Origin of the sequence: Olivibacter domesticus, assembly GCF_900109575.1 — a bacterium.
Taxonomy (GTDB): Bacteria; Bacteroidota; Bacteroidia; order Sphingobacteriales; family Sphingobacteriaceae; genus Olivibacter; species Olivibacter domesticus.
This window is the reverse complement of sequence record NZ_FOAF01000001.1, coordinates 1519496-1540165: the sequence shown is the minus strand read 5'-3', so window position 1 is coordinate 1540165 and position 20670 is coordinate 1519496. Positions and strand designations below refer to the sequence as shown.

Sequence of the window (20670 nt, the reverse complement as noted above, 5' to 3'; positions counted from 1 at the left end):
TCAACCTAAAGACATGTTAAAGTATATTCTAATTTTTATGTATCTCTGTTGTGTGTTGACTGCGAGCGCACAGAAGACGTTAGCATTAAAAGGCTTTGTAATAGGGCAGAGCAACGAGCCAATTGCAGGGGTGACGGTTCTCATCAAAGGACTTAAGCAACAAGCTCAAACAGATAACAATGGATATTTCAGTTGGTCACTGCCCATATCAGATACTGCTGAATTGGTCGTATCAAAAGTGGGTTATAAGTCTGAGATAGTTTTAATTACGGTCAATACGGTCTTCCCACTTTCTATTAAACTTACAGATCATTTTACAGTGCTTGAAGAAGTTGTGGTATCTACAGGCTATACAAGTGTGCCAAAGGACCGGGCCACCGGATCCTTTTCTGTTATTGACAAGGAGCTCTTCAACAGGCAGATTTCAACAGACGTGATCACCCGGCTGGATGGGCTTGCGCCCGGAATTCTCTTCGATAAAAGGGGAGGAGAACGGCAGAACTTTCAAATCCGTGGCATTAGCACGCTCTATTCAAACGCAAGGCCGCTGATTATTTTAGATAATTTCCCCTATGAGGGCGATATAAACAACATTAATCCAAATGATATAGAAAGTGTCACCTTCCTGAAAGATGCCGCAGCGGCTTCTATCTGGGGCGCACGTGCAGGCAACGGCGTACTGGTAATTACCACGAAGAAGGCAAAATTCAATGCGCCAATGCAACTGAATGTCACAAGTAATTTGACAATCCAGGATAAGTCTGATCTCTTCTATATGCCTCTGGTAAGTTCGTCCGATTACATCGATATTGAGAGATTTTTGTTTGAGCAAGGTGCTTATGATGCAATCTTATCCAATACTGCAGATAGGCCCGTAATTACGCCGGTAGTTGAGTTATTGGATGATGTGCGTGCGGGCAGACTGGAGGAAGGCCGGGCAGATATACTGATTAATAGCTACCGGGATAAAGACATACGAAAAGATTATGAACGATACCTATATAGACCTGCTTTTTTACAGCAGCATGCTCTTCAATTAAGTGGCGGTAATGACCATCATAACTATAGACTTTCGTTCGGCTATGATAAGAATCTAACGGAATTGAAGGAAAATGAAAATGACCGCCTTACCATTCGCGCACAGAATAAGTTTAAGCCGTTAAAGCAACTGGAAATAGAATTGGGATTTGTGTATACCGCTTCCAGACAACAGGACAATAACCCAGGCAGTGTAAGAATGGGCTTAACGGACCTCATATATCCCTATGCGAAGTTAGCTGATGATAACGGGACGGCTTTACCACTCGAGCAGGAATACCGTAAACGTTATCTTGATACGGCGGGTAGTGGAAAGCTGTTAGATTGGCAATATTTTCCACTCAATGAAATATACGAGGCGGATAATCGCATCCGTACGAATGACCTTTTGCTGAACGCCAACGTCACTTATCGGATCAATGATGACCTGAAAGTTGCGGCGCTGTATCAGTACGAAAACCAAGGTGTACTTAATAGAGGTTTTAAAAGTGAAGAGATGTTTTTTACCCGTAACCTGATTAATAAGTTTACGACTGTTGACGGTAATAATATAAAACGAAATGTACCGCTGGGAGGTATACTTGATCTGAACAGGCAACAGTTGTATTCGCATGCCCTGAGATTGCAGCTTGATTATAATAAGACATGGAAAGATGTGCATCAGTTGACAGCATTGGGAGGTACAGAAGTAAGAGATGCGTTGAGTGATAGCGAGGTATCACGGACTTATGGCTATAACGACCAGTTGATGACGGGAGGAGTTGTTGATCTCCTGACGCGTTTTCCGGTTTTTGGTGGCCTTGAGTGGGATCAGCAAATACCTAACCTCCAATCGTTCGGCGCGTATAGGGACCGTTTTCTCTCATTGTATGCCAATGCATCTTATAGTTTCAAAAGCAAATATATTTTCTCTGGAAGTGCAAGAAGGGACGCTTCCAATCTCTTTGGTACTTCCACAAATAACAAGTGGAAGCCTTTATGGTCTGCGGGATTTAAATATCGCTTGGCGGAAGAAGCCTTTTTTCCCTCTCAGCTCGTCCCAAAATTCGACTTGAGTATCACCTATGGTAAGAGCGGAAATGTGAACAACGGTATTACCGCTTTGACAACTATCCGTTACCAGAGTTCTCCGAGTCCTTTAGCTAATCTTCCCTTTGCATTTGTACAGGGCGCACCGAACCAGGAGCTGAGATGGGAAAACGTCAGCCAGTTGAATACGGAAATCAATTTTGCCCTGAAAAATAATAGGATTGATGGCTCAGTGGCGTACTATAGAAAAAAGGCAACAGACCTGATCAGCGGAGTTGCAGCAGATCCCACCACCGGCTTCTCGAGTCTGACCATGAACGCTGCCTCACTGCTTACGACTGGCTTGGATGTCCAGGTCAACACCTTAAACATGACGAATAAATCTTTTTCATGGGCAACGAACTGGATCTTCAGTAGAAACAAAGACAAGGTGTTGGAGAACTATGTAAGCAATCTCGGTTCCAGCAATTACGTTACCGGATCGCGCATTCCACCCGGTAATAGTTATCCGTTAAATAGTTTATTCAGTTATGCGTGGGCTGGTTTGGATGCTGCAAATGGTGATCCTCAGGGCTATCTTGATGGGCAACTAAGTAAAGATTATCAAGCAATTCTTCAATCACCCAATATTGACAATCTGGTGTTTCATGGAACACAGTTACCGCGTATTTTCGGTGCTATCAGAAATAATGTCCGCTGGGGTAACTTTTCCTTATCAGTGAATGTGACTTACCGTTTTGATTATTATTTCAGGAGGCCTACTATAAGTTATAGCAGTTTGCTGAGTTCCAACGCCTCCATGCCCCATGCAGATTACTATAAAAGGTGGCAGCAAGCGGGAGACGAGGTGCATACCAGCGTACCTTCTCTGGCCTATCCGGCAAGTGCCAACCGCGATCGGTTTTATATCAATTCGGAGGTTCTGGTTGAAAAAGGGGATCATATCCGTTTTCAGGATGCCAACTTTTCGTACCGACTACCGGCTGCGACCCTACGTCGTACACCTTTTAAATCATTAACGATCACAGCCTATGTTCAGAATCTCGGCATACTATGGCGGGCAAATAGGGAGGGGATTGATCCGGATTATAGGCAGGGGCCGCTCCCGAAGAGTTATGCATTGGGTATTAATATTAATTTATAAAACACACTTATGAAAGCATATACGATATCGTTGTTTTTATTTTCAACAAGCGTTTTAGGCTGTTCGGAATATCTTGATATACGGCCGGATCAGTCCTTGGCGGTCCCGTCTACGCTCAATGATCTGGACGCCATTATGAGTAATGAGACGAGGATAAATAGTCTCTTTCCGATGGCTGGTGATATGGCGGCGGATTATTATTATCTAGCCGACAACGACTGGCGTTCTTTGAACGAACAGACCCGGGACAACTATTTGTTTGGCCAGACATTGCCAGTCCGTGAAGGTTACTGGAATGCCAGTTATGTAAAGGTGCTTGATTGTAATGTGGTACTGGAAGAGGTTGGACAGGTGGCTTTAGGTACTTTGACGGAACTGGATCGCGTGCGGATAAGGGGCGAAGCTTTGTTTGTGAGGGCGTTTGCTTTTTACAACCTTCTGGTAAATTACACGCAACCCTATGATGCCGGATCGGCAGGATCTACGCCAGGTATACCCTTACGGGTAACGGCCGATATCAACGCGCCGAGCACGCGGGAAAGTTTACAACGTTCTTATGATCAGTTGATTCAGGATTTACAGTTTGCTCTTGAAATACTTCCGGATCGTCCAAGTGTAAAAACGAAGCCAGGTAAAGCAGCCGCAGCGGCTTTACTCAGTAGAGTGTTTTTAACGACAGGAGATTACGACCAGGCCTTAACTTACGCAGAAATGGCTTTATCCTTAAACGATGTACTTATCAATTATAATACACTCGATACCGTGGCGGCGGGGCAATTCAAGACGCTTAACGATGAAGTTATCTATCACGCTGTTGCCGATGCAGCCAATAGCTCTTTGGGAAATGCTATTGCACGGGTTGATACCGTGTTGTACGCAAGTTATCATAACAATGATCTGCGGAAAAAGATATTCTTTAAGACTAATGCTCGTGGCGTTACCGGTTTTTACGGCGATTATGCCGGCAATATGGTAAGACCTGTCTTCGCTGGAATCGCCATTGACGAACTTTATCTGACCCGGGCGGAATGCTACGCGAGATTGGGCAGAATAATGGAGGCACAAGCTGACCTCGATTTGCTGTTATTTACCCGATATCGTACCGGAACTTATAACGCAACCGGGATTCCCAATGATGAGCTTTTAAATAGCGTGCTTTCTGAGAGGAAAAAGGAACTTGCATTTCGTTTAGGAATCAGATGGGCTGATTTAAAAAGATTTAGTAAGGATACTACCCATGTGAAGATATTGAATCGTGTGATAGATGGAAAAGAGTACCAATTGCCAGAAACAGATGCAGCGTTTGCATTTCTAATACCTTTTGATGTGATTAATCTGGGAGGTATTGAACAGAATGGAAGGTAAAGCTGGATCATCCCTGATCCAGCTTTTTCTAATGAGAGTTAGAGCCCCTAGTTGAAGGAATGAACATCTCCCTGTGTCTGATCTAGACTTTGGATCCGTGTTCTAAAGTTCGGGTCTTTGTCCAAATCCGGCTGACTACCTGCTGCGGGAGCGGTAATGCCGCAGAGTTCGTCACCACCCGGACAGTTTAGTGATCCAACCTGCGTATAATTGCTTGCCTGTGTTGGATCTGGATTGGCATCTTCAGGATCGGGTGTATAAGCCCACTCTTGATCCTGTCTTGCTGCCATTTCTGCTTTGGTCGCTTTTGCTTTTGCTAAAGCAATACCTCCGCCCGATAGCATTGCGGCTACCAATACAGTTCCTGTGATTTTTTTTACGTTCATAATTTTGTGTTTTAAACAAGCTGTTTTTCTTTTGTTCCTTCTTATCGTTTGCACTAAGCATAGCAGGCTGAAATAACGTTTCTGTGTTTCTCTTTCTTTTTGACAGAGCTTTTGTTTGCCTTTATGCCGTTCTTAACGGTAATCTGGAGCAATTGAATGTATAATACTAATTGCGCAGCACCTCTTGTGCACGAGCGGTGCGCCCACACCAGCGTTTATACAGCTCATTGGTTATGAGCCTTATCTTTGGCCAATGCTGCAGGCAGGCTCCTACTACAGCAAGTATCGTTAGGCGCAGATTCACTACATAGTGTTCTGGCCATTCCATCTTTTCAAAAATGCCCCCACACGCACAAGGGATGTATCCAAATACTTTTTCCTTGGCCAGCCATGCATATACCGTAAAACTAGCCATGAGCACTATATTAGCTTTAAGTCCAATACGGAATAGCTTGCGTTCGGAGAAATAAGGGGCCAACAACCAAGCCACCATCCCCAACTCAGCTGCAGGTAAGGCATACACCATAATTTCGCTCAACCAATCAGGAAATACCTGCCGGTACATCTTAATGCGATACACTTTGAAATCGGCAATTTTCATCACAGCAGTGTAGCTGTATAAAAAAATAAATATGGCCCTTATCAAATATTCTACGGTTAGAAGAATACCATTGATCCATTTTGATTTCATTGTCATGCTGGTTTATGAATTATATGTGCGTCCATAAATCAAATGTAGACCGACTTTTATGGCTATTGTGCTGTATCTGCGGATGGATAAGGTGCTATTTCTTAGGAAGACGGCGTGTCTTGATATATGATGATGGGCTTACACCATACTGTTGTTTAAATATTCTTGCAAAATGATGCCGGGTTAAATTGAGAAAATGAGCCGTCTGTGCTACCGACAAACCATATTCTGTTAAGAGTATGCTTGCCTGTTTTAACTTGACGGCGATTACGTACTGCCAGATACTTTTGCCAAAACGGGCTTTAAACAAAGCCTCCAGGTGAGGATAAGAAAAACCTGCTTTTTTTGCAATAGCATCATTACTAATGATATTGCCTTCTTCAATTTCCCTTACTATGTAATGCCGAATGCTTACTAATAGGTCTTTGTTAGTTTGAGGTATTGATGTTTTTTGACTTAATTGATCATTACTTTCCAGTATCAAGTTGATGAGTAAGTTCTGCGTTGCTTTGTAGCGTTCTAGGTAACCTAGCTTTGCAACGTTTAGATAATGAAATATATTACGTTTTATTTCATTGCGCATCGTAAATAAGGGGCTCCCCATCGGCTGTTTTGAACGGCGTTTTAGTGAGGCTAAAAGTTCTTCCATGGCGCTTAGTTCAACGCTTTGTTCCCGAAAAAGAAAACTTGGTTTCATTACAAAGTAAAGGAGCACATGTGTGCCTATGTCAAAGTGGGCGATGTATTTGTCAGGTGGCATGTAGATTACCAAGTGCTGATCTGCACTGATGCGAAGTAATTGATTTGCTTTCTCATGGGCTGTTATAATGTGATAGTTCCCTTTCAATTGGTATAGCCAATAAAGATCGTGTAAAATACAGGTGATGTGAAGATGTAGGGGAATACGGGTATTTACCTCTGCCACACAAAGAAAAGCATCTGGATAATCATAATACTGTTCTGAAACGCAAAATGCGGCATGCTGCCAATAGTGCGCTTGGGCGTGGCCAAGTCGATAGCTTAGCTTGGAGGGTGTTTGTGCTAAGTGCCTTGTTTCTAACTTATATATAGCAGGAATATATATTTCTACTGGTTTCTTCATTTTAAAATGGATAATCCTCCCTGCTCGCGCATCTTACAGGGAGGGTATTCTTGTCTTTAGATAATGTCTTTTTTCGCAGACCTCCTTTCTTTATTGCCGCTTTATTCACTTTTGCAAATTGGCTTGCGAAAGGGAAAGCGAGCGGGATAAAACATGGATTAAAGTTTCCTGGGTGGCGAGGCTGCAAAATTGAGCAGAAGCATTACACCCGAAAATAAATAGAGCTGCATGATGTAGGCAATCGAAAGATGAAATACGATGGCATACCACAGCCTATAGCGGTAGTCCTTAAGCAGAAAGAATAAGGGATAAGTAATTTCTGATAGCCAAACGGCTATACCCGATACTTTATACAATAGAGACCATTGCGCCAGCCAATGTAATAGCGGCAACAAGTCTTGATGCCCGTTCGGAAGGGTAAGGGCTTTATATAAGGCTTCCCCGTTCCACCAGGTGGCACCTAATAGCTTATCTAAACCGGCAAAAAAATAGATCAGACATATATGGACGCGGAGCAGGTATATAAAGCCAGTTGATGGCAGCATGATACAATAAAATAAGGCGATGGTGGCCAGCTGGTCGAAACCGTAAGTAAAAAAAATGACACTACGGAAAAAGCTCAAATGCAAAAGCAGTAGCAGCGCCGCCAGGTAGCGCCCGCCAACGCGAAAGCAAAGCAGTACACATAGTGTCAAATACAGAAAGCCTAAAGATTTTACACCACCAAGGGCATCACTTAGCAACTGCAACTGCTTGCCAATAATGAAATCTTGGCGTAGATAAAGAAGATCGTCCGGGAGAAGCGCATCGGTGCCATATAATTGCGGCAAGTCATCCCAAAGCATCAACATGGAGATAAATAACAAGAGCCCTAAGCCATGTGCTAATATGCGCTGAGCCAGTATTGGTTCATGTTCTATGGCCTGTTTATTCATCATCCCTTCGCTTATTACATGGATAAATGATAGATCTTCTTATAAATGTTTTGTGTCGCAGGTGCTGCTAGCCGCGGCTGTATCACAACATAAATGCTAAGACTTTCAATAGGTACGGCACCTGGATTCCGTCTGTACCGGTTTACAAGTCCTTTGAGCAATGCTCTGCCATAAGCCTGAATGCGTGGATCTTTACTTCGGAGTTTGTCTTCTAGTTGGTCTAAAAAGCTTATATAACGGAATTTAGCCTCGCTGGTATTAAACAGGGGATAGTCAATGAACTCGCTGGAATTTGATCCGTCTTCTTTGGAATGAAACAATAACACCTGTTGACTGCCCACCGTGGGCGCAAAGAAACCATAGACCGTTTCTGTACCGCTCCAGATGAGGTACTGCCTGGTGATCGGAAACTTTTCGATAGCCCGAAAACAAGGCTCCAGTAATCGGTAGCCATGGGCTGATAATATACTATGCACATTGTACAACAAAATCAAGGCAAGGTGACTGGTGGCAAAGAATAAAGAGAGGTAACGCTTCTGCATTGTGTATAAATTACTCGCCATATTTTGCTAAGACAGCTACTTGCTGAGCGGGTAAGCTGCGTGTAGGCACAACGCGCACAAAAAAATGATAACGGATAGTAGACCAATCGTCTTCATCCTTCTCCTTGGGTAATTCCTGGTTGCCCATTAATTGGATTCGTTCAATTGAGGATATTTGGAAAGCACTAACAGGATTGCATGTCTTTTTTTCTTTTGCTTGTACTACAAAATAGGTGATGAGCAAGCAGATTAAAATCGAGTATTTTCTTTTTTTAAGCATCATAACAGTAATTAATTTGATTAATAATTGGCCTAATATGAAGCTAGAACAGTGAAATGTCTACTAAAAAATGATGAACAGGTAGCTTTTTCTCCTAAACAGGTAGTTTTTTCTTTTTAAACGTTTTTGCTTTTCTTATCTATTCGAGCTACCACCTGCCTTTCATTAAGTCTATTCAGTCTGTTCATTTTTTATTTTTTTTTGTAATGTTTTATTAATACGAAAAGTTTGATTAACAATTGGTTCACTAGGGGAAATTGGCGAGCCAGTCGTTGTGAAAGAACAACGAGCTATTAACTTTTTTTCAGAAATGAGTGTGTTTTACTTATTATTCCTAAGCTTTACTTATATTTAAAAACCTAAAGAACAACACAAACTTATTGCCATGCCTTTTTCCGCTATTGCTATTGATGATGATAAAAAAGACTTAGACCTAGTTGCACAGCACTTCCAATCTTTTGGACAGCTTGAACTTTTAAATACCTTTTCTACCGTAAAAGATGCATTGAATTTTCTGAGCCAAGAAAGCTTCAAAGTCGATATTGTCTTTTGTGATCAGGAGATGCCCGGCTACGATGGACTGACAGCGTATAAATTGCTAGAGGGCTATTATCGATATTTCGTATTGGTTACACACTATGACAAATATGCCTTGTCTGCCTACCAACACAATGTATATGACTATCTGCTAAAACCTTTACAAGAAAAACATACGCTCCGTTTGTTAAAAAAAATCTCGCTGGAGCACTTAGGTGGCGATAAAGACTTTGTAGTTTACATTAAAGCTGAAAATAATGAGCATAGAGCGGTAGATATGGCCGGAGTGCCCTGTATTCTAGCTGATGGTAACTACTGCCACGTATATACGCTTGAAAAGCAAAAACCTAGGTGGGTGGTGACTACTACGCTGAAATCAATGGAGTTGCAGCTTGCTCATATGAATCTTTTTATACGAGCAGCCAAAAACTCTTTAGTAAACAGAAATCATATTAGAAGCATCAATTTGGAAACCAAGCAAGTGCGTGTACATGGAATTAACGTGCCACTGAAGATTGGCGATACCTATTTGGAGGCCCTGTCTGATTTTTATCGATCAAAACGCATCTTTACTAAACTGAGCCGGAAAAATGGAGCAAAACGTTGAACAGCAGAATATTTTTAGAATTATTACTGCAGTAAAGAAAATTATCGAATCCATTTGGTTCAGTTTCTTGGTGGTGGTTTCTTTGATAACTTACCAGCAATGGTTGATGGGGGAGGATTTGTTTGCACCTGACGCAAATATCTTATTAAATCAGGCCATTTATTACGGTTTGATTTATGTGGCCTTTCACTTAAATATGCGGCGTTTCTTTCCATATATTTTTTCCAACTTAAAGGGCTGGTGGTGGAAGGTGCCGGTTTTTGTGATCCTGGAAAGTTTAATACTGTTTGCCTTAGCGGTGGCCATTAGCGTGGGAGCCGGTAAAATGGAAATAAGATTCGCGTTTGCGCTACTCGATCTTACCAATCTTTATCATAAAAAAGCAGTGTTAGGGCCTTGGTTTTTGTACACGGTACTTAATTTGGGATATTATTTCTGCTGGCAGGCGTTTCAATTATTAGCGAACCTCTGGGTGGCGAGACGTGTAACGGAAGATCTTCGTTACGAACTGAACACATCGCAAATACAGTTAAATAATACACGTTCTTATCAGCATCTTTGGTTTCATCTACTCGATATGGGGAAAGAGTTAATTTTTACAAATCCTCAAACGGCGGTGAAAATCATAAATCTTATCCAATATATGCTCAAGCATCATGGTTTGCAAATGGAAAAAATGGCTTGGGTTACCATATGGGAGGAGTGGTTATTTATGCGCCTACTTATTCTGATAGCCAGGTTGAAAAGCGGAGATGTACAGGTGATTTGCGAAATAGATAGATCGATGTTAAACGCAGCATGTATGCCTTTAAGCTTAATTGTCATCATCGAGAACATGATACGCCATGGAGAACTTGGCGATAAAAGATTTCCAGCCTACGTACGAATAACGCGATCAAAAAAGGCGTTAGTGATGTCTACCGAAAACAGAATAAAGGCAGCTAGAATAGCAGAGCATTTTCAAATCGGGCTGCCTAATCTCGAAGAGAAATTAGCAAAATACTATCGTGGCGAGGCCGAATTTAAAGCTTGGTCTGATAAGAATACCTTTTACACGCGGCTGAAAATGCCGATAATAGAATAAATAACCTACCTTTAAGTATTCTTGTCTTTTCATTGAACCTTCAAAAACCTATTTAGCGGGCGTGGCCCTTTGGACTGAATGCGCATCTTGGCGGTGGCAGCTAGGCCCTTCACACCAGTTATAAACATACAGATGAACAATTTTGATAAGCTTATTGAACAGCTTAACCTTATTCAAGAAAAGTTTACGCATATAGACAATTTCCTAACAAACACTTACATCGAATTTCAACAAAAGCAGCTTGAAAAATTAATTGCAGCGCTGGAAGCCAAGCATACGAATATGTGCTCATGTGCCTGTAGCTGTGAACACCCAGTACAGTTTCCGGAAGAAGATACGTTGCATAGTGCCAGATATGCAGCTGAGCGGATCGGCATTTCGGACAAAACGGTGTACCGGCTAACAAAAAGTGGGATGCTACCTGTTCATAGCTATTGCAACCGCGAAAGACGTTTTCTTTTAAGCGACATAGAGCGTTGCCGTCGTTACTACCGAGGGGAGTAACCCGCTTAAGGCTCGCTTCCTACCGGCTTCGGAGATGACTGCCACCTCGCAGCCAACAGGCTGCCACCTCGTTGGGCGCTCGTGGGCGCGGCGCCCCAACGAGTCCCCAATGTGTCCCCTCCAAGATAGCACCGAACTACGAACACGGTTACAAGAGGAATAAATTGCAAAATTTTAAAGGGCTTAAGATAAATGGAGGTCGGAAGTGGATTCGAACCACTTTATGATGTCTTGCGGAGATCTGCCTACCAATCGGCCATCCGACCATTTTAACAATACAAATCTAATAAAGGTATGCTATTATGTGCTACACAATTAATGCGCAACTTTTGTATAAGAAATAGAACAGCTAAACGCTATAAAAATCAATAAAAATTTGAATAACGAGCGAAATTTTTTGGTTAAACAACGACTTTCAAAAAAAGCAAAGGACAGCTAAAGGACAGTTAACGGCCAAAGAATAGGTTTGGCCGGTCAGTCACCGGACAAGCTGTTTCTAGCTATAGGATGCTGATATAGCGCTACTTATGTTTGTCTCCGTCAGCGTAATAATACCGGTATTGCAAAGGCGCTGTGGTTTATTTTTTAACTAAAAAAAGGAGAACACAACATGGCAAAATTTGTCAACGGTGCCATCGGCACCTTTTCTGGAAAAGTGGGAAGCGTAATCGGCAGCAGCTGGCGCAGCATTCACTATATGCGGGGGCTCAGCAAAAAAAGAACGAAGCCTTTTACCGAAGGCCAGCTGGCACAGCAACGGCGCTTTGGAATGATGGGACGCTTTTTATTGCCTTTACGTGGGTTGATGGAGATTGGCTTCGCAAACCTGGATACCTCGCGGGCCACACTGCTCAATTTGGTGATGGCACGTAACCTTCCAGCCGTTACCGGCGAGTACCCCGATTTTAGCATTGACTATGCTAAAATAGCATTCAGCAACGGCTCACTCTTGCAGCCCCGTAATGTTACCGTTGGTATCGCGCCGGGTGTGGCGACGGTTTCGTGGAACCCGGCAACGAACAAGTACAATGGGCATGCGGATGATGAGATGTACCCCTTGCTGTATGATCACGAATTGAATCTTTTTTATACATCGGACGATATTGTACTGCGCTCGGACGGCGAGGCGGAGATTCCGCTGGATGCCGATACGGCAGGCCATATGGCTGATGTCTGGCTGTTCAGTACCAGTCGCGATGGGAAATTGATTTCAGAAACCGTGCATGCAGGATCGCATACACTAGCATAATAGGATGAATGCTGGGATTGCGCTATTACAGGCGCAATCCCTTAAAACAAGAAAGAATGGCAAAATTTATAAATATGACCTGCTTTTCGGGATCAGTGGGCGGATTTGTGGGCTGTATGGGGCCCTTCGGCTTCTATGTCCGAAGTAAACCAAAAAAATCACTTAAGCCGCCCACAGCAGGGCAATTGGCAACCAGGGCAAAGATGGCTCTGGTGGGAGGTTACCTGAAGCCGCTGAAAGAAATGGTCTACCTTGGCTTCGCCGCTTCGTATAAGGTTAAATCGAAAACGGCGGCCATGAACATGGCCGTGGCACATGCCATGCACAACGCCATAGGTGGAACCTATCCGGATCTATCTATCAAGCCGGAACAGATTGTACTCAGCCGGGGCAAGGTACCGAAGCTTTGGAAACCGCAGGTGCAACTACAGGGAAAGCAGCTACACGTAACCTGGCGGCCACTGGCAAATTTCTGCTCCTTCGCCGATGATTGTGTGTATGTCTTGGGCTACAACGTAAAAGCGAAAACCGTAGCCGTTAGAGAGGCCGTACGTGAAGCTGCATCCGTAACGATTGATTTGGAGGCAGAACCTCCCGGTAGCACGGTTCACCTTTACGTCTGCGTGAGTAATCGCGAAAGCAAACTGTTTTCGAATAGTCAGTATTTAGGGGAATTTTAGTTTAGTTATTGGTTGTTCGTTATTGGTTATTAGAGGTTGACGCACTAGGAAAACTATGTAGACTACGGCACGCTTGTAGGACTGGCCTTATGGAATGAGCGTTAAGAAAATCAGCTTAGCGGGTAGGAGAGTTCTATGTGGAAGTGAAGTGTAACGAAACGGCTCCACAGAACAAAAAGAAAGCTGGTTTTTAGCGAAAGCCATTAAGCCTTGAGTTTTTGCGAACTTTTGGGTCAAGCCAAAAGTCGAGGAGAATAGCCAAGAAAAAGGACATAAAAAGATAAATAGAAAGAAAATGATAAAACTATTAAGAATCGCCGAAGGCGAAAATACTACACTCGGTCAGTTATATATAAACGACCTCTTCCAGTGTTACATCTTGGAAGATAAAATAAGGGATACAAAAATTCCTGGAGAAACCGCCATTCCGGCGGGAGAGTACCAACTCTTTCTGAATAAGGTAGCTAGTATGAACAGCAGGTATAGAAGTAGATATACTAAGTTACATAAAGGAATGGTAGAAGTAAGAGGCATCCCCAATTTTACATTGGTATTTTTCCATATTGGTAACTATCATACTGATACAAGGGGGTGTCTGCTAACAGGGAGTTATTACCAATTGATAGATGGCGACTATCGGGTGCTCCATTCCGCCGATGCTTATAAAAAGGTGTATCCTTTATTAGCTAAGGCCGCTGCTGCGGGGCAATTGTTGTTTATTACTTAATTCTTCTACTTTTTCCTACAGCTGAAAAAGTAGCAAAAAGCCGCGGCTGTAAATATTCCTTCGACCGTCTGTGCAATTACTTAGCCTGTGGTGGCCGGAATCTTTAAGGCCGAATTTTTCGGAGATGAACAGGCTATCCTAAAGATCTTTTCAGCATAATGGAGAGATTATACATTTAAGCGAAACGGCACGCTAGCAGGACCAACCTCTTTTAATAATAGTTATTAGTTGTTCGTTATTGGTTATTAGAGGCTGGCGCACTAGGAAAACTATGTAGACTACGGCACGTTAGCAGGACCGGCCTCTTTTAATAATAGTTATTAGTTGCTCGTTATTGGTTATTAGAGGCTGGCGCACTAGGAAAACTATGTAGACTACGGCACGCTTGGAGGAGCGACCTCATAAGATGAGCGTTAAAAAAGTTTTGAGAGAAGTGGGTAAAGATAATATGAGGAAGCGTAGCGGCTGCATATTATCGCTTAGGAAAAACTTTTTAGCGAAGATTATGCAGTCTTGATCTTTTGTAACTTTTCGATCAAGCGAAAAGTTAATAAACATTTTTAATTAAAAAAACAATGAAAACACTAGAATTAATAACATCACTAGGTATAGTAATCAGTATACTACTCTCTATTATAGCTTATTTCTTAAAACAATTACATGGAAACTTTAGGAAGATGGAAAACGATATGGCCGTCGTGAAAGCCAATATCCAGCTAATGAAGGCAGAACTAAAAGCGAATTACAATTTGCTGCGGCAAAGAATGGATTTTTTAGAACGAAAACATTAAACTTTTAGATTAGTTTAATTAGTTAATATAACTGATATATTGATGTTTATATATTATATATGAAGCCTTAGGTCTTGATACTTATGTCTTGATACTTAAATCAAAAATTATGAAAACAGAAATAACCGATAGAATAAAGTCTCCCACACCAAAGTTCTTCAAAAAAATAAGAACCATAGGTTTAACTTTAGGAGCGATAGGAGGAGCATTACTAGCAGCTCCCATTACCTTACCGGTAACGGTCATTAGTATTGCCGGTTACCTGGCTACAGCAGGTATAGTTGCATCGGCCATATCTACCGTTGCGAAAGAGGATAAGTGATCACTACACTTGAGTGAAACGATAAAGGGGGAAACGGTGAATTTCCCCCTTTTTGTGTTTATTGTACTATCCTGAAAACTCTTTACGGATCGCTTCCAAATAAGTTTCGTTGTTTGTTCTGCTAAAGGTAATGTCATGACACTGGTTAAAAAGGACGAAAGATTTGAGCGCTTCTACAAACTTTGCAAGCGTATGCTGCGCTAAGGAGACCGGCTCAAAATGGATATTATGAACGATCAGCACTTTTTGTTTGCGGTCAGCTTTCGCATCCATTCTTGCAATGAACGTTTCACCTGCTAATACCGGTAATGAAAAATATCCGTAAAGGCGTTTTGGAGCGGGTACAAAGCATTCAATCTGGTATTCGAAGTCAAAAAAGTCTTTTAAACGGTGGCGAAATACATTGAGAATATCAAATGGCGATAGGATGAAAACTTCGTTCGCAAGTTTGATATCGGTATCCTGATCGCGTAGCATGTAGAGTGGGCCTTTCACTCCTTCAACAGTTACTTTCTTTACTTCGCCGGTCAGGACCATTGCTTCCAATGTTTTTTTTACCAGGTTGCCTTTTACCCGACGGCTGCGCCACGCCATTTCTCTGATAGAAGCGATACCAAGCGCCCTTAAAGTACGTTCGATAATATAGCGTGCATATTCTTCATCTGTGGGCATGGTAAGGCTTATTTCATCAGGTACCAGGTTTAGTGGTAGGTCGTACATTTTTTGAAAGGTTGGGGTACGCTTCACCATCAGGTCGCCGTTAAGATAAAGTCGTTCCAAGGCAACCTTGGCTGGTCGCCAGTCCCACCAACCGGTGCTCGCTTCCCTTCGGTCATTCTCAAAATCTGTTACCCTAACAGGCCCGTCCCGTTCAACGCAATCCATCATTTCCTTCATCAAATTAATCTCGGCTTGACTGTGAGGCTCATTTTGGGTTTTAAAAGCATTTTTTACGGGTAATGAATAACGAAAGTCGCTCATGGGAAGATAGCCCGCATCTGAAGTGAAGTACTCAAATAATCGGCCTTCCTCGCAAAGTTCATTCAGCCATTCTACTTTATAATCCGGAACTCTTGTAGCGATCACATGATGGTGGGCGCGCTCGACAACATAATTTGTATCCAGCTGCACAAAACCCAAATGATCTATAAACCGGTATACGGCTTCGATTCCCGTTCCGAGCTGCGCTTTTCTGGTTAGGCAGGCCGCATCGAGAATGATTTTACGTGCTTGCGTTTTGGTGAAAACAACAGTATCCATAAAGGAAAGTTAACAAATATTTACGTTATTGAATTTCTAATTACTTTATTTTTTGTGACAAATATCCCATGTAAAATGTCGAAACGTAAGGAATACTACGTAAAGCAACATAAATGTCCATAGCAAATAGCCCGTTTTATGTGAGCCAGAAAATAATGTTAGGAAAGATAATATAGTCAAGATTAAAAAAATAATAAGTATAAGCTTGAATTGTAAGCGTAGGCCCCCATAAGCGGGGCGTCTGATAAATTGTCGTCTCCCGGATCCCAAAAGGTTGTTATTCTTTTGGGATCTTGCCCTAATGTCGGTTACTTATCTGAACCATTAAGGCATGATTGCTTAATTTATCCTTCCGGAATGGGTAGCGTAAACCAGAAAGTGGACCCTTTGTTCGGTACGCTGCTAGCACCAAGGTCTCCGCCATGGCGTTTTATGATATCGGCGGAGATAAATAATCCCAAGCCTAGACCTGAGAACTGTGAGGAGGATTCTTCGACCCGGAAAAACCGATCAAATACACTTTGCAACTTTTCTTCGCTGATACCAATGCCATAATCACGTATAGCAATCATAACTTCTGTTTGCTTTTTTTCAATAGTTAATTCTACCTTTTCTGCCGCTGGTGAGTATTTGATAGCATTGGTTAGAAAGTTTATCAATACCTGTTCAATACGGTTTTTGTCAGCATGTAAAATAATTTGGGCATCGCCAGATACGACAATTTTATGCTGACTCATATTGCGCACTTCGTAAAGACAATCTTGTATGAGCTCATCTAGTGAAAATGCACTTTTTTGCAGTATAACTTTGCCGGCCTGGATTTTTGTGACATCGAGCAGATTTTCAATAAGAAAGGTGATTTTGTCTACTTGCTGGTTGGCCTTTGTTATGAAGGTCTTAAGCTTATCATTACTATCTTCTTTTTCAGCGAAGCGATCAATAAGCTGTAAACTGGCCTTCATACTGGTAATAGGTGTTTTTAATTCATGGCTGGCAATACTCATGAACTCATCTTTTTTGTTGGCGAGCTCGCGCGTGGCCAGCTCTGCTTCTTTGAGAAGGCTTACATCCATCAAGGAGCTGATGATGCGGTAAGGAATGTCTGATTCGTTTTTGAGAATAAAGCTCCTATCAAATACATAGCAATATTTATCGTGTCCTTTTTTGAAGCGATACTCACCGTTCCACTGTTCGCTCCCTTCGTTGATGGCTTGAAAAAGCTTCTTGCGAATGTCATCACGTTCATCTGGATGGATCTGCTCAAACCAATCTTCTATCTGACCCAATGCCTGGCTTTCCGGAAAATTAAAAATGGTATGGAAATTCTCGCTATGCCAAACGGAATTACTGACAAGATCCCAATCTCGTATACAGTCATTGGTAGCCCGTGCGACAAAACGAAAGCGCTCTTCGCTGGCAGCCAATTGTGCTGTTCTATTGGCGACCTCTCCTTCTAAACCGATGTTTAAGGTCTTTAATTGTTCGCGGGCCACAACCAGTTCATTATAATTTTTGCGCAAGCGATTCATCGTGTCTTTTTGCAGCGTGATATTATGAAAGGATAGTGCGAGTCCATTTTTCATTTTTACCATACTGAATTCATACCATTGGGCGGTATTTGCCACCCGAAGGCTGATTTCCATTTTACCCGAACGTCCGGTCTGAAAGGTTTCGAGCATTCTTTTTTCTACACGTTGCCCCACGCTTTTACTTAATTGCTCGAAGAAATTAGTTTTCTTATCTAGGATACCCAGCCCTTGCAGAAGGGCGTCTGCTGCTTGGTTTTGAGTTAGCAAATCAAATTGTTGGCCTGTGCTAATGGCATCTTGTTGATGGGACAATACTAAAATAGCATCCAAACTGGCGTCAAAAACTCCTTTGATGATACTGTTTAGGTTTTCTAAAGCTGAAATATCTACAAAAGTAAGTACCACGCCATCGGTTTCTTTGTCGCGACGTACATAGGGATAAATCCGCATGAGGTTTAAGCGGCCATCTTTGAGCCGGATCTGTTTTTCATATACATTTTCGCTATCCTGTACTTCAATAATGTTTTCCAACAGGGTGTCATCGGATAGGTTATTGGATATATGGCTGATAGGACGACCGATATCAGTCTCTATTAAGTTAATCAGCCGCATAGCCTGCGGGTTGAAGCGCCTGATATTTAGGTCCGCATCCAAGAAAATCTGGCCGATATCGGAGCTTCTGAAATAGTTGTCCAAATCATCGTTCAGATCAATCAGTTCTTTTATCTTAAGCTGGTGTTCTGTATTCAGTGTATGTAGCTCCTCATTGAGCGATTGCAGCTCCTCATTTGAACTTTGCAGCTCTTCGTTACTGGATAAAAGTTCCTCGTTTGAACTTTGGAGCTCTTCATTAGTGGTTTCTAAATTTTCAACCGCCATTTGCAGACTGCTGCGTGTTTCACTTAACTGGTCTTCCAATTCCTGTACATAACGTTCGCTATCATTGTCGGTTTTCTTTACTTTCTGCGCCTTTGATTTTTTTGTGTTTACCGGCGGTTCAGACTCCACAAAGGCCAGCATCAGAAAGTTCTCATAAGGAGCGGAGCCGACCTGAATATGGATAGACATAAACAGGGTACGGTCTTTTTGCTCTAGTGGAATGTCTTTTAGGCTAAAGCGCTGTTGGGTGTCCCTAACTTTCTTAATTGCACTATTTAAAGGTATTTTAAGCGTTTCGGGTACCAAGCTTAAGATATTTAGGTTGAGCTTTCGCTTTGGTAACGTTAAAAAGTGCTGATAGTTGCCTATGGTTTCTTTTACTTCATTAAAAGAATCTACATAGACAACAGCATAACCCAAATCACGAAAAATAAGCTTTTCAAAATCACTCTTAAGATGCTGTTCCATACTGTTGGATGCAGGTTTACTCGATTTGCTATCCGTAGTTAGGGATAAGGCTGGCTGCTGATAGGCGTGAAAAGTGCGTTTTAAAGCATGCTGAGATCGTCTAAAAACCTTCCATTTACTTGAAACTACATCAAAACCTTCTTCAAAGGCGTTAATGGTTTCGCTCGTACCAAGCAACAGGATGCCGCTGGGGTTTAACGCGAAGTGAAAGGTGGAAAGCACTTTCTCCTGCAAAATTTTATTCATGTAGATCAGCATATTCCGGCAGCTAATCAGATCGTTTTTAATAAAAGCTGGATCTTTGATTACGTTGTGTTTGGCAAATACAATCTGTTTTCTAATACGCGGAATGACGGCGTATTGATTATCTTCTGTAATAAAATACCTTTTTAGCGTATCCTGGTCAACATCTTTCTCGATGGATAGGGGATACCTGTTTTTGCTAGCAATAAGGATATTGTTTTCGTCGATATCAGTTGCAAAGATTTTCACCTGCAAGTGTTGGTTACTTTTGCGGAGAAACTTGTCAATAGTGATGGCTATAGAATAGGCTTCTTCTCCGGTACTACAGGCGCAAATCCATACTTTTAGTGTCTCCCCAGCTTGTTTGGTTTTTACAATGCTTGGCAGAATATCTTTGGATAGGTGTTCAAATACATTCGGATCACGAAAAAAGCAGGTAACATTGACCAGCAGATCATCTGCTAAAATCTGTGCTTCTTCTGGATTTTTTTTCAAGTATTGTATATAGTTATCTGGCCGCGCCAGCTTCTTGGCTTCCATGCGCCGTGCAATGCGGCGTAAAATAGTGGGGGTTTTGTATAAATGAAAATCCCGATCGCTGTATTGTAAGACGATAGATAGGATGTCATTAACCTTTTGTTCGCTAAGGGAATCGTTGAGTATAGATTCTTCTCCTTTTACCAACTGGATATATTCTTTTATTTGGTTGGGGATTTTATCTGGAGATAAAATGACATCGACATTTCCACTTAGAATGGCCATATTGGGCATACCATCAAATTTGGCGGTGTCAGGTTCTTGTACGATGACATAACCATTTTCATTTTTAATATGCTGAATGCCTTTTGTCCCGTCGCTTCCGGTGCCGGATAGAATGACAGCAATCGCTTTTTCGGCCTGATCATTTGCCAAGGAAGCTAAAAAGACATCTATGGCATCGTTTGGAATCTGCTTGCTTTTCTTTTCGGCCAGACACAGCATACCATTCTCAATGGTCATGGTCATATTATTGGGAATCACATAGGTTTTGCCCACTTCTACCGATAGCTGATCCCGGGCTTCTAGTACCTGCATGTCGGTATGTTTTGATACCAGTTCTACCAAGAGGCTTTTATGATCAGGAGATAAATGTTGTATGATGATAAAAGAGATTTGCTTAAAATCATCCACCGCGTCAAACAACTGATTAATGGCCTCCAGTCCTCCTGCAGATGCGCCAATGGCAATAATATAATGATCGTCTTTTTGAAGACCTGTTTTTTTACTCATTGTTTTCAT

Annotated in this window: 18 protein-coding genes and 1 tRNA gene; 10 read left to right on the top strand and 9 right to left on the bottom strand. The window is 42.1% G+C overall.

The features are described 5' to 3' along the window. Positions 1–13: 13 nt before the first annotated feature. Both BMY50_RS06680 and BMY50_RS06675 read left to right on the top strand, forming a co-directional pair. Positions 14–3211, top strand: coding sequence for a SusC/RagA family TonB-linked outer membrane protein (locus BMY50_RS06680; protein WP_093320723.1), 3198 nt, complete (start codon positions 14–16; stop codon positions 3209–3211). A 9-nt stretch (positions 3212–3220) separates the two neighbouring features. Continuing rightward, a complete protein-coding gene (locus tag BMY50_RS06675) occupies positions 3221–4576 on the top strand; it encodes a RagB/SusD family nutrient uptake outer membrane protein (RefSeq protein WP_093320720.1) in 1356 nt (451 codons plus the stop codon). Positions 4577–4623: 47 nt separating this feature from the next. Here the strand turns inward: BMY50_RS06675 and BMY50_RS06670 are convergent, their stop codons facing one another. The 6 genes from BMY50_RS06670 to BMY50_RS06645 form a co-directional block, all read right to left on the bottom strand. After that, positions 4624–4962: a hypothetical protein gene (locus tag BMY50_RS06670; protein ID WP_093320716.1), complete on the bottom strand. Its 339-nt coding sequence runs from the start codon at positions 4960–4962 to the stop codon at positions 4624–4626. A 166-nt stretch (positions 4963–5128) separates the two neighbouring features. Next, positions 5129–5653 carry a MauE/DoxX family redox-associated membrane protein gene (locus BMY50_RS06665; protein WP_139202219.1) on the bottom strand — a complete coding sequence of 175 codons (525 nt, stop codon included), beginning with the start codon at positions 5651–5653 and terminating at the stop codon, positions 5129–5131. Positions 5654–5747: 94 nt separating this feature from the next. After that, complete coding sequence (locus tag BMY50_RS06660) at positions 5748–6755, bottom strand: helix-turn-helix transcriptional regulator (protein WP_093320707.1); 1008 nt, start codon at positions 6753–6755, stop codon at positions 5748–5750. Positions 6756–6913: 158 nt separating this feature from the next. Next, positions 6914–7693, bottom strand: coding sequence for a hypothetical protein (locus tag BMY50_RS06655; RefSeq protein WP_139202218.1), 780 nt, complete (start codon positions 7691–7693; stop codon positions 6914–6916). A gap of 11 nt (positions 7694–7704) precedes the next feature. Next, positions 7705–8253, bottom strand: a complete 549-nt coding sequence (locus BMY50_RS06650; protein ID WP_162276546.1) for a hypothetical protein — start codon at positions 8251–8253, stop codon at positions 7705–7707. Further along, positions 8243–8515 (bottom strand): hypothetical protein, encoded by a 273-nt coding sequence (locus BMY50_RS06645; RefSeq protein ID WP_093320692.1) that lies wholly within the window; start codon positions 8513–8515, stop codon positions 8243–8245. Before BMY50_RS06645 ends, BMY50_RS06650 begins: the two co-directional genes overlap by 11 nt. A 382-nt stretch (positions 8516–8897) precedes the next feature. Between BMY50_RS06645 and BMY50_RS06640 the strand changes: the two genes are divergently transcribed. The 3 genes from BMY50_RS06640 to BMY50_RS06630 all read left to right on the top strand — a co-directional run bounded on the left by BMY50_RS06640 (position 8898) and on the right by BMY50_RS06630 (position 11244). Continuing rightward, a complete protein-coding gene (locus tag BMY50_RS06640; RefSeq protein ID WP_093320688.1) occupies positions 8898–9656 on the top strand; it encodes a LytR/AlgR family response regulator transcription factor in 759 nt (252 codons plus the stop codon). Continuing rightward, positions 9640–10740: a LytS family sensor histidine kinase gene (locus BMY50_RS06635; protein WP_093320684.1), complete on the top strand. Its 1101-nt coding sequence runs from the start codon at positions 9640–9642 to the stop codon at positions 10738–10740. Before BMY50_RS06640 ends, BMY50_RS06635 begins: the two co-directional genes overlap by 17 nt. Before the next feature lie 132 nt (positions 10741–10872). Beyond that, the gene (locus BMY50_RS06630) at positions 10873–11244 is read left to right on the top strand and encodes a helix-turn-helix transcriptional regulator (RefSeq protein WP_162276545.1); all 372 of its coding nucleotides are present in this window, start codon (positions 10873–10875) and stop codon (positions 11242–11244) included. A gap of 193 nt (positions 11245–11437) precedes the next feature. On the opposite strand, the gene BMY50_RS28105 is transcribed toward BMY50_RS06630, so the two are convergent. Then, positions 11438–11510, bottom strand: a tRNA-Ala gene (locus BMY50_RS28105). 344 nt (positions 11511–11854) lie between these two features. On the opposite strand from BMY50_RS28105, the gene BMY50_RS06625 reads away from it, so the two are divergent. From BMY50_RS06625 to BMY50_RS06605, 5 genes are all read left to right on the top strand, one after another. Then, positions 11855–12493, top strand: a complete 639-nt coding sequence (locus BMY50_RS06625; RefSeq protein WP_093320676.1) for a DUF6266 family protein — start codon at positions 11855–11857, stop codon at positions 12491–12493. 56 nt (positions 12494–12549) lie between these two features. After that, positions 12550–13173, top strand: coding sequence for a DUF6266 family protein (locus BMY50_RS06620; RefSeq protein WP_139202217.1), 624 nt, complete (start codon positions 12550–12552; stop codon positions 13171–13173). 295 nt (positions 13174–13468) lie between these two features. Continuing rightward, positions 13469–13900 carry a DUF5675 family protein gene (locus BMY50_RS06615; protein ID WP_093320667.1) on the top strand — a complete coding sequence of 144 codons (432 nt, stop codon included), beginning with the start codon at positions 13469–13471 and terminating at the stop codon, positions 13898–13900. Between the two features lie 575 nt (positions 13901–14475). Continuing rightward, positions 14476–14691: a hypothetical protein gene (locus BMY50_RS06610; RefSeq protein ID WP_093320661.1), complete on the top strand. Its 216-nt coding sequence runs from the start codon at positions 14476–14478 to the stop codon at positions 14689–14691. A gap of 109 nt (positions 14692–14800) precedes the next feature. Beyond that, positions 14801–15013: a hypothetical protein gene (locus BMY50_RS06605; RefSeq protein WP_093319545.1), complete on the top strand. Its 213-nt coding sequence runs from the start codon at positions 14801–14803 to the stop codon at positions 15011–15013. 66 nt (positions 15014–15079) lie between these two features. On the opposite strand, the gene BMY50_RS06600 is transcribed toward BMY50_RS06605, so the two are convergent. Together BMY50_RS06600 and BMY50_RS06595 are read right to left on the bottom strand one after the other, a co-directional pair. After that, on the bottom strand, positions 15080–16273 hold the full coding sequence (locus tag BMY50_RS06600; RefSeq protein ID WP_093320655.1) for a winged helix-turn-helix domain-containing protein: 1194 nt from the start codon (positions 16271–16273) through the stop codon (positions 15080–15082). A gap of 344 nt (positions 16274–16617) precedes the next feature. Next, positions 16618–20661, bottom strand: coding sequence for a chemotaxis protein CheB (locus BMY50_RS06595; protein ID WP_162276544.1), 4044 nt, complete (start codon positions 20659–20661; stop codon positions 16618–16620). Between the last annotated feature and the right edge of the window lie 9 nt (positions 20662–20670).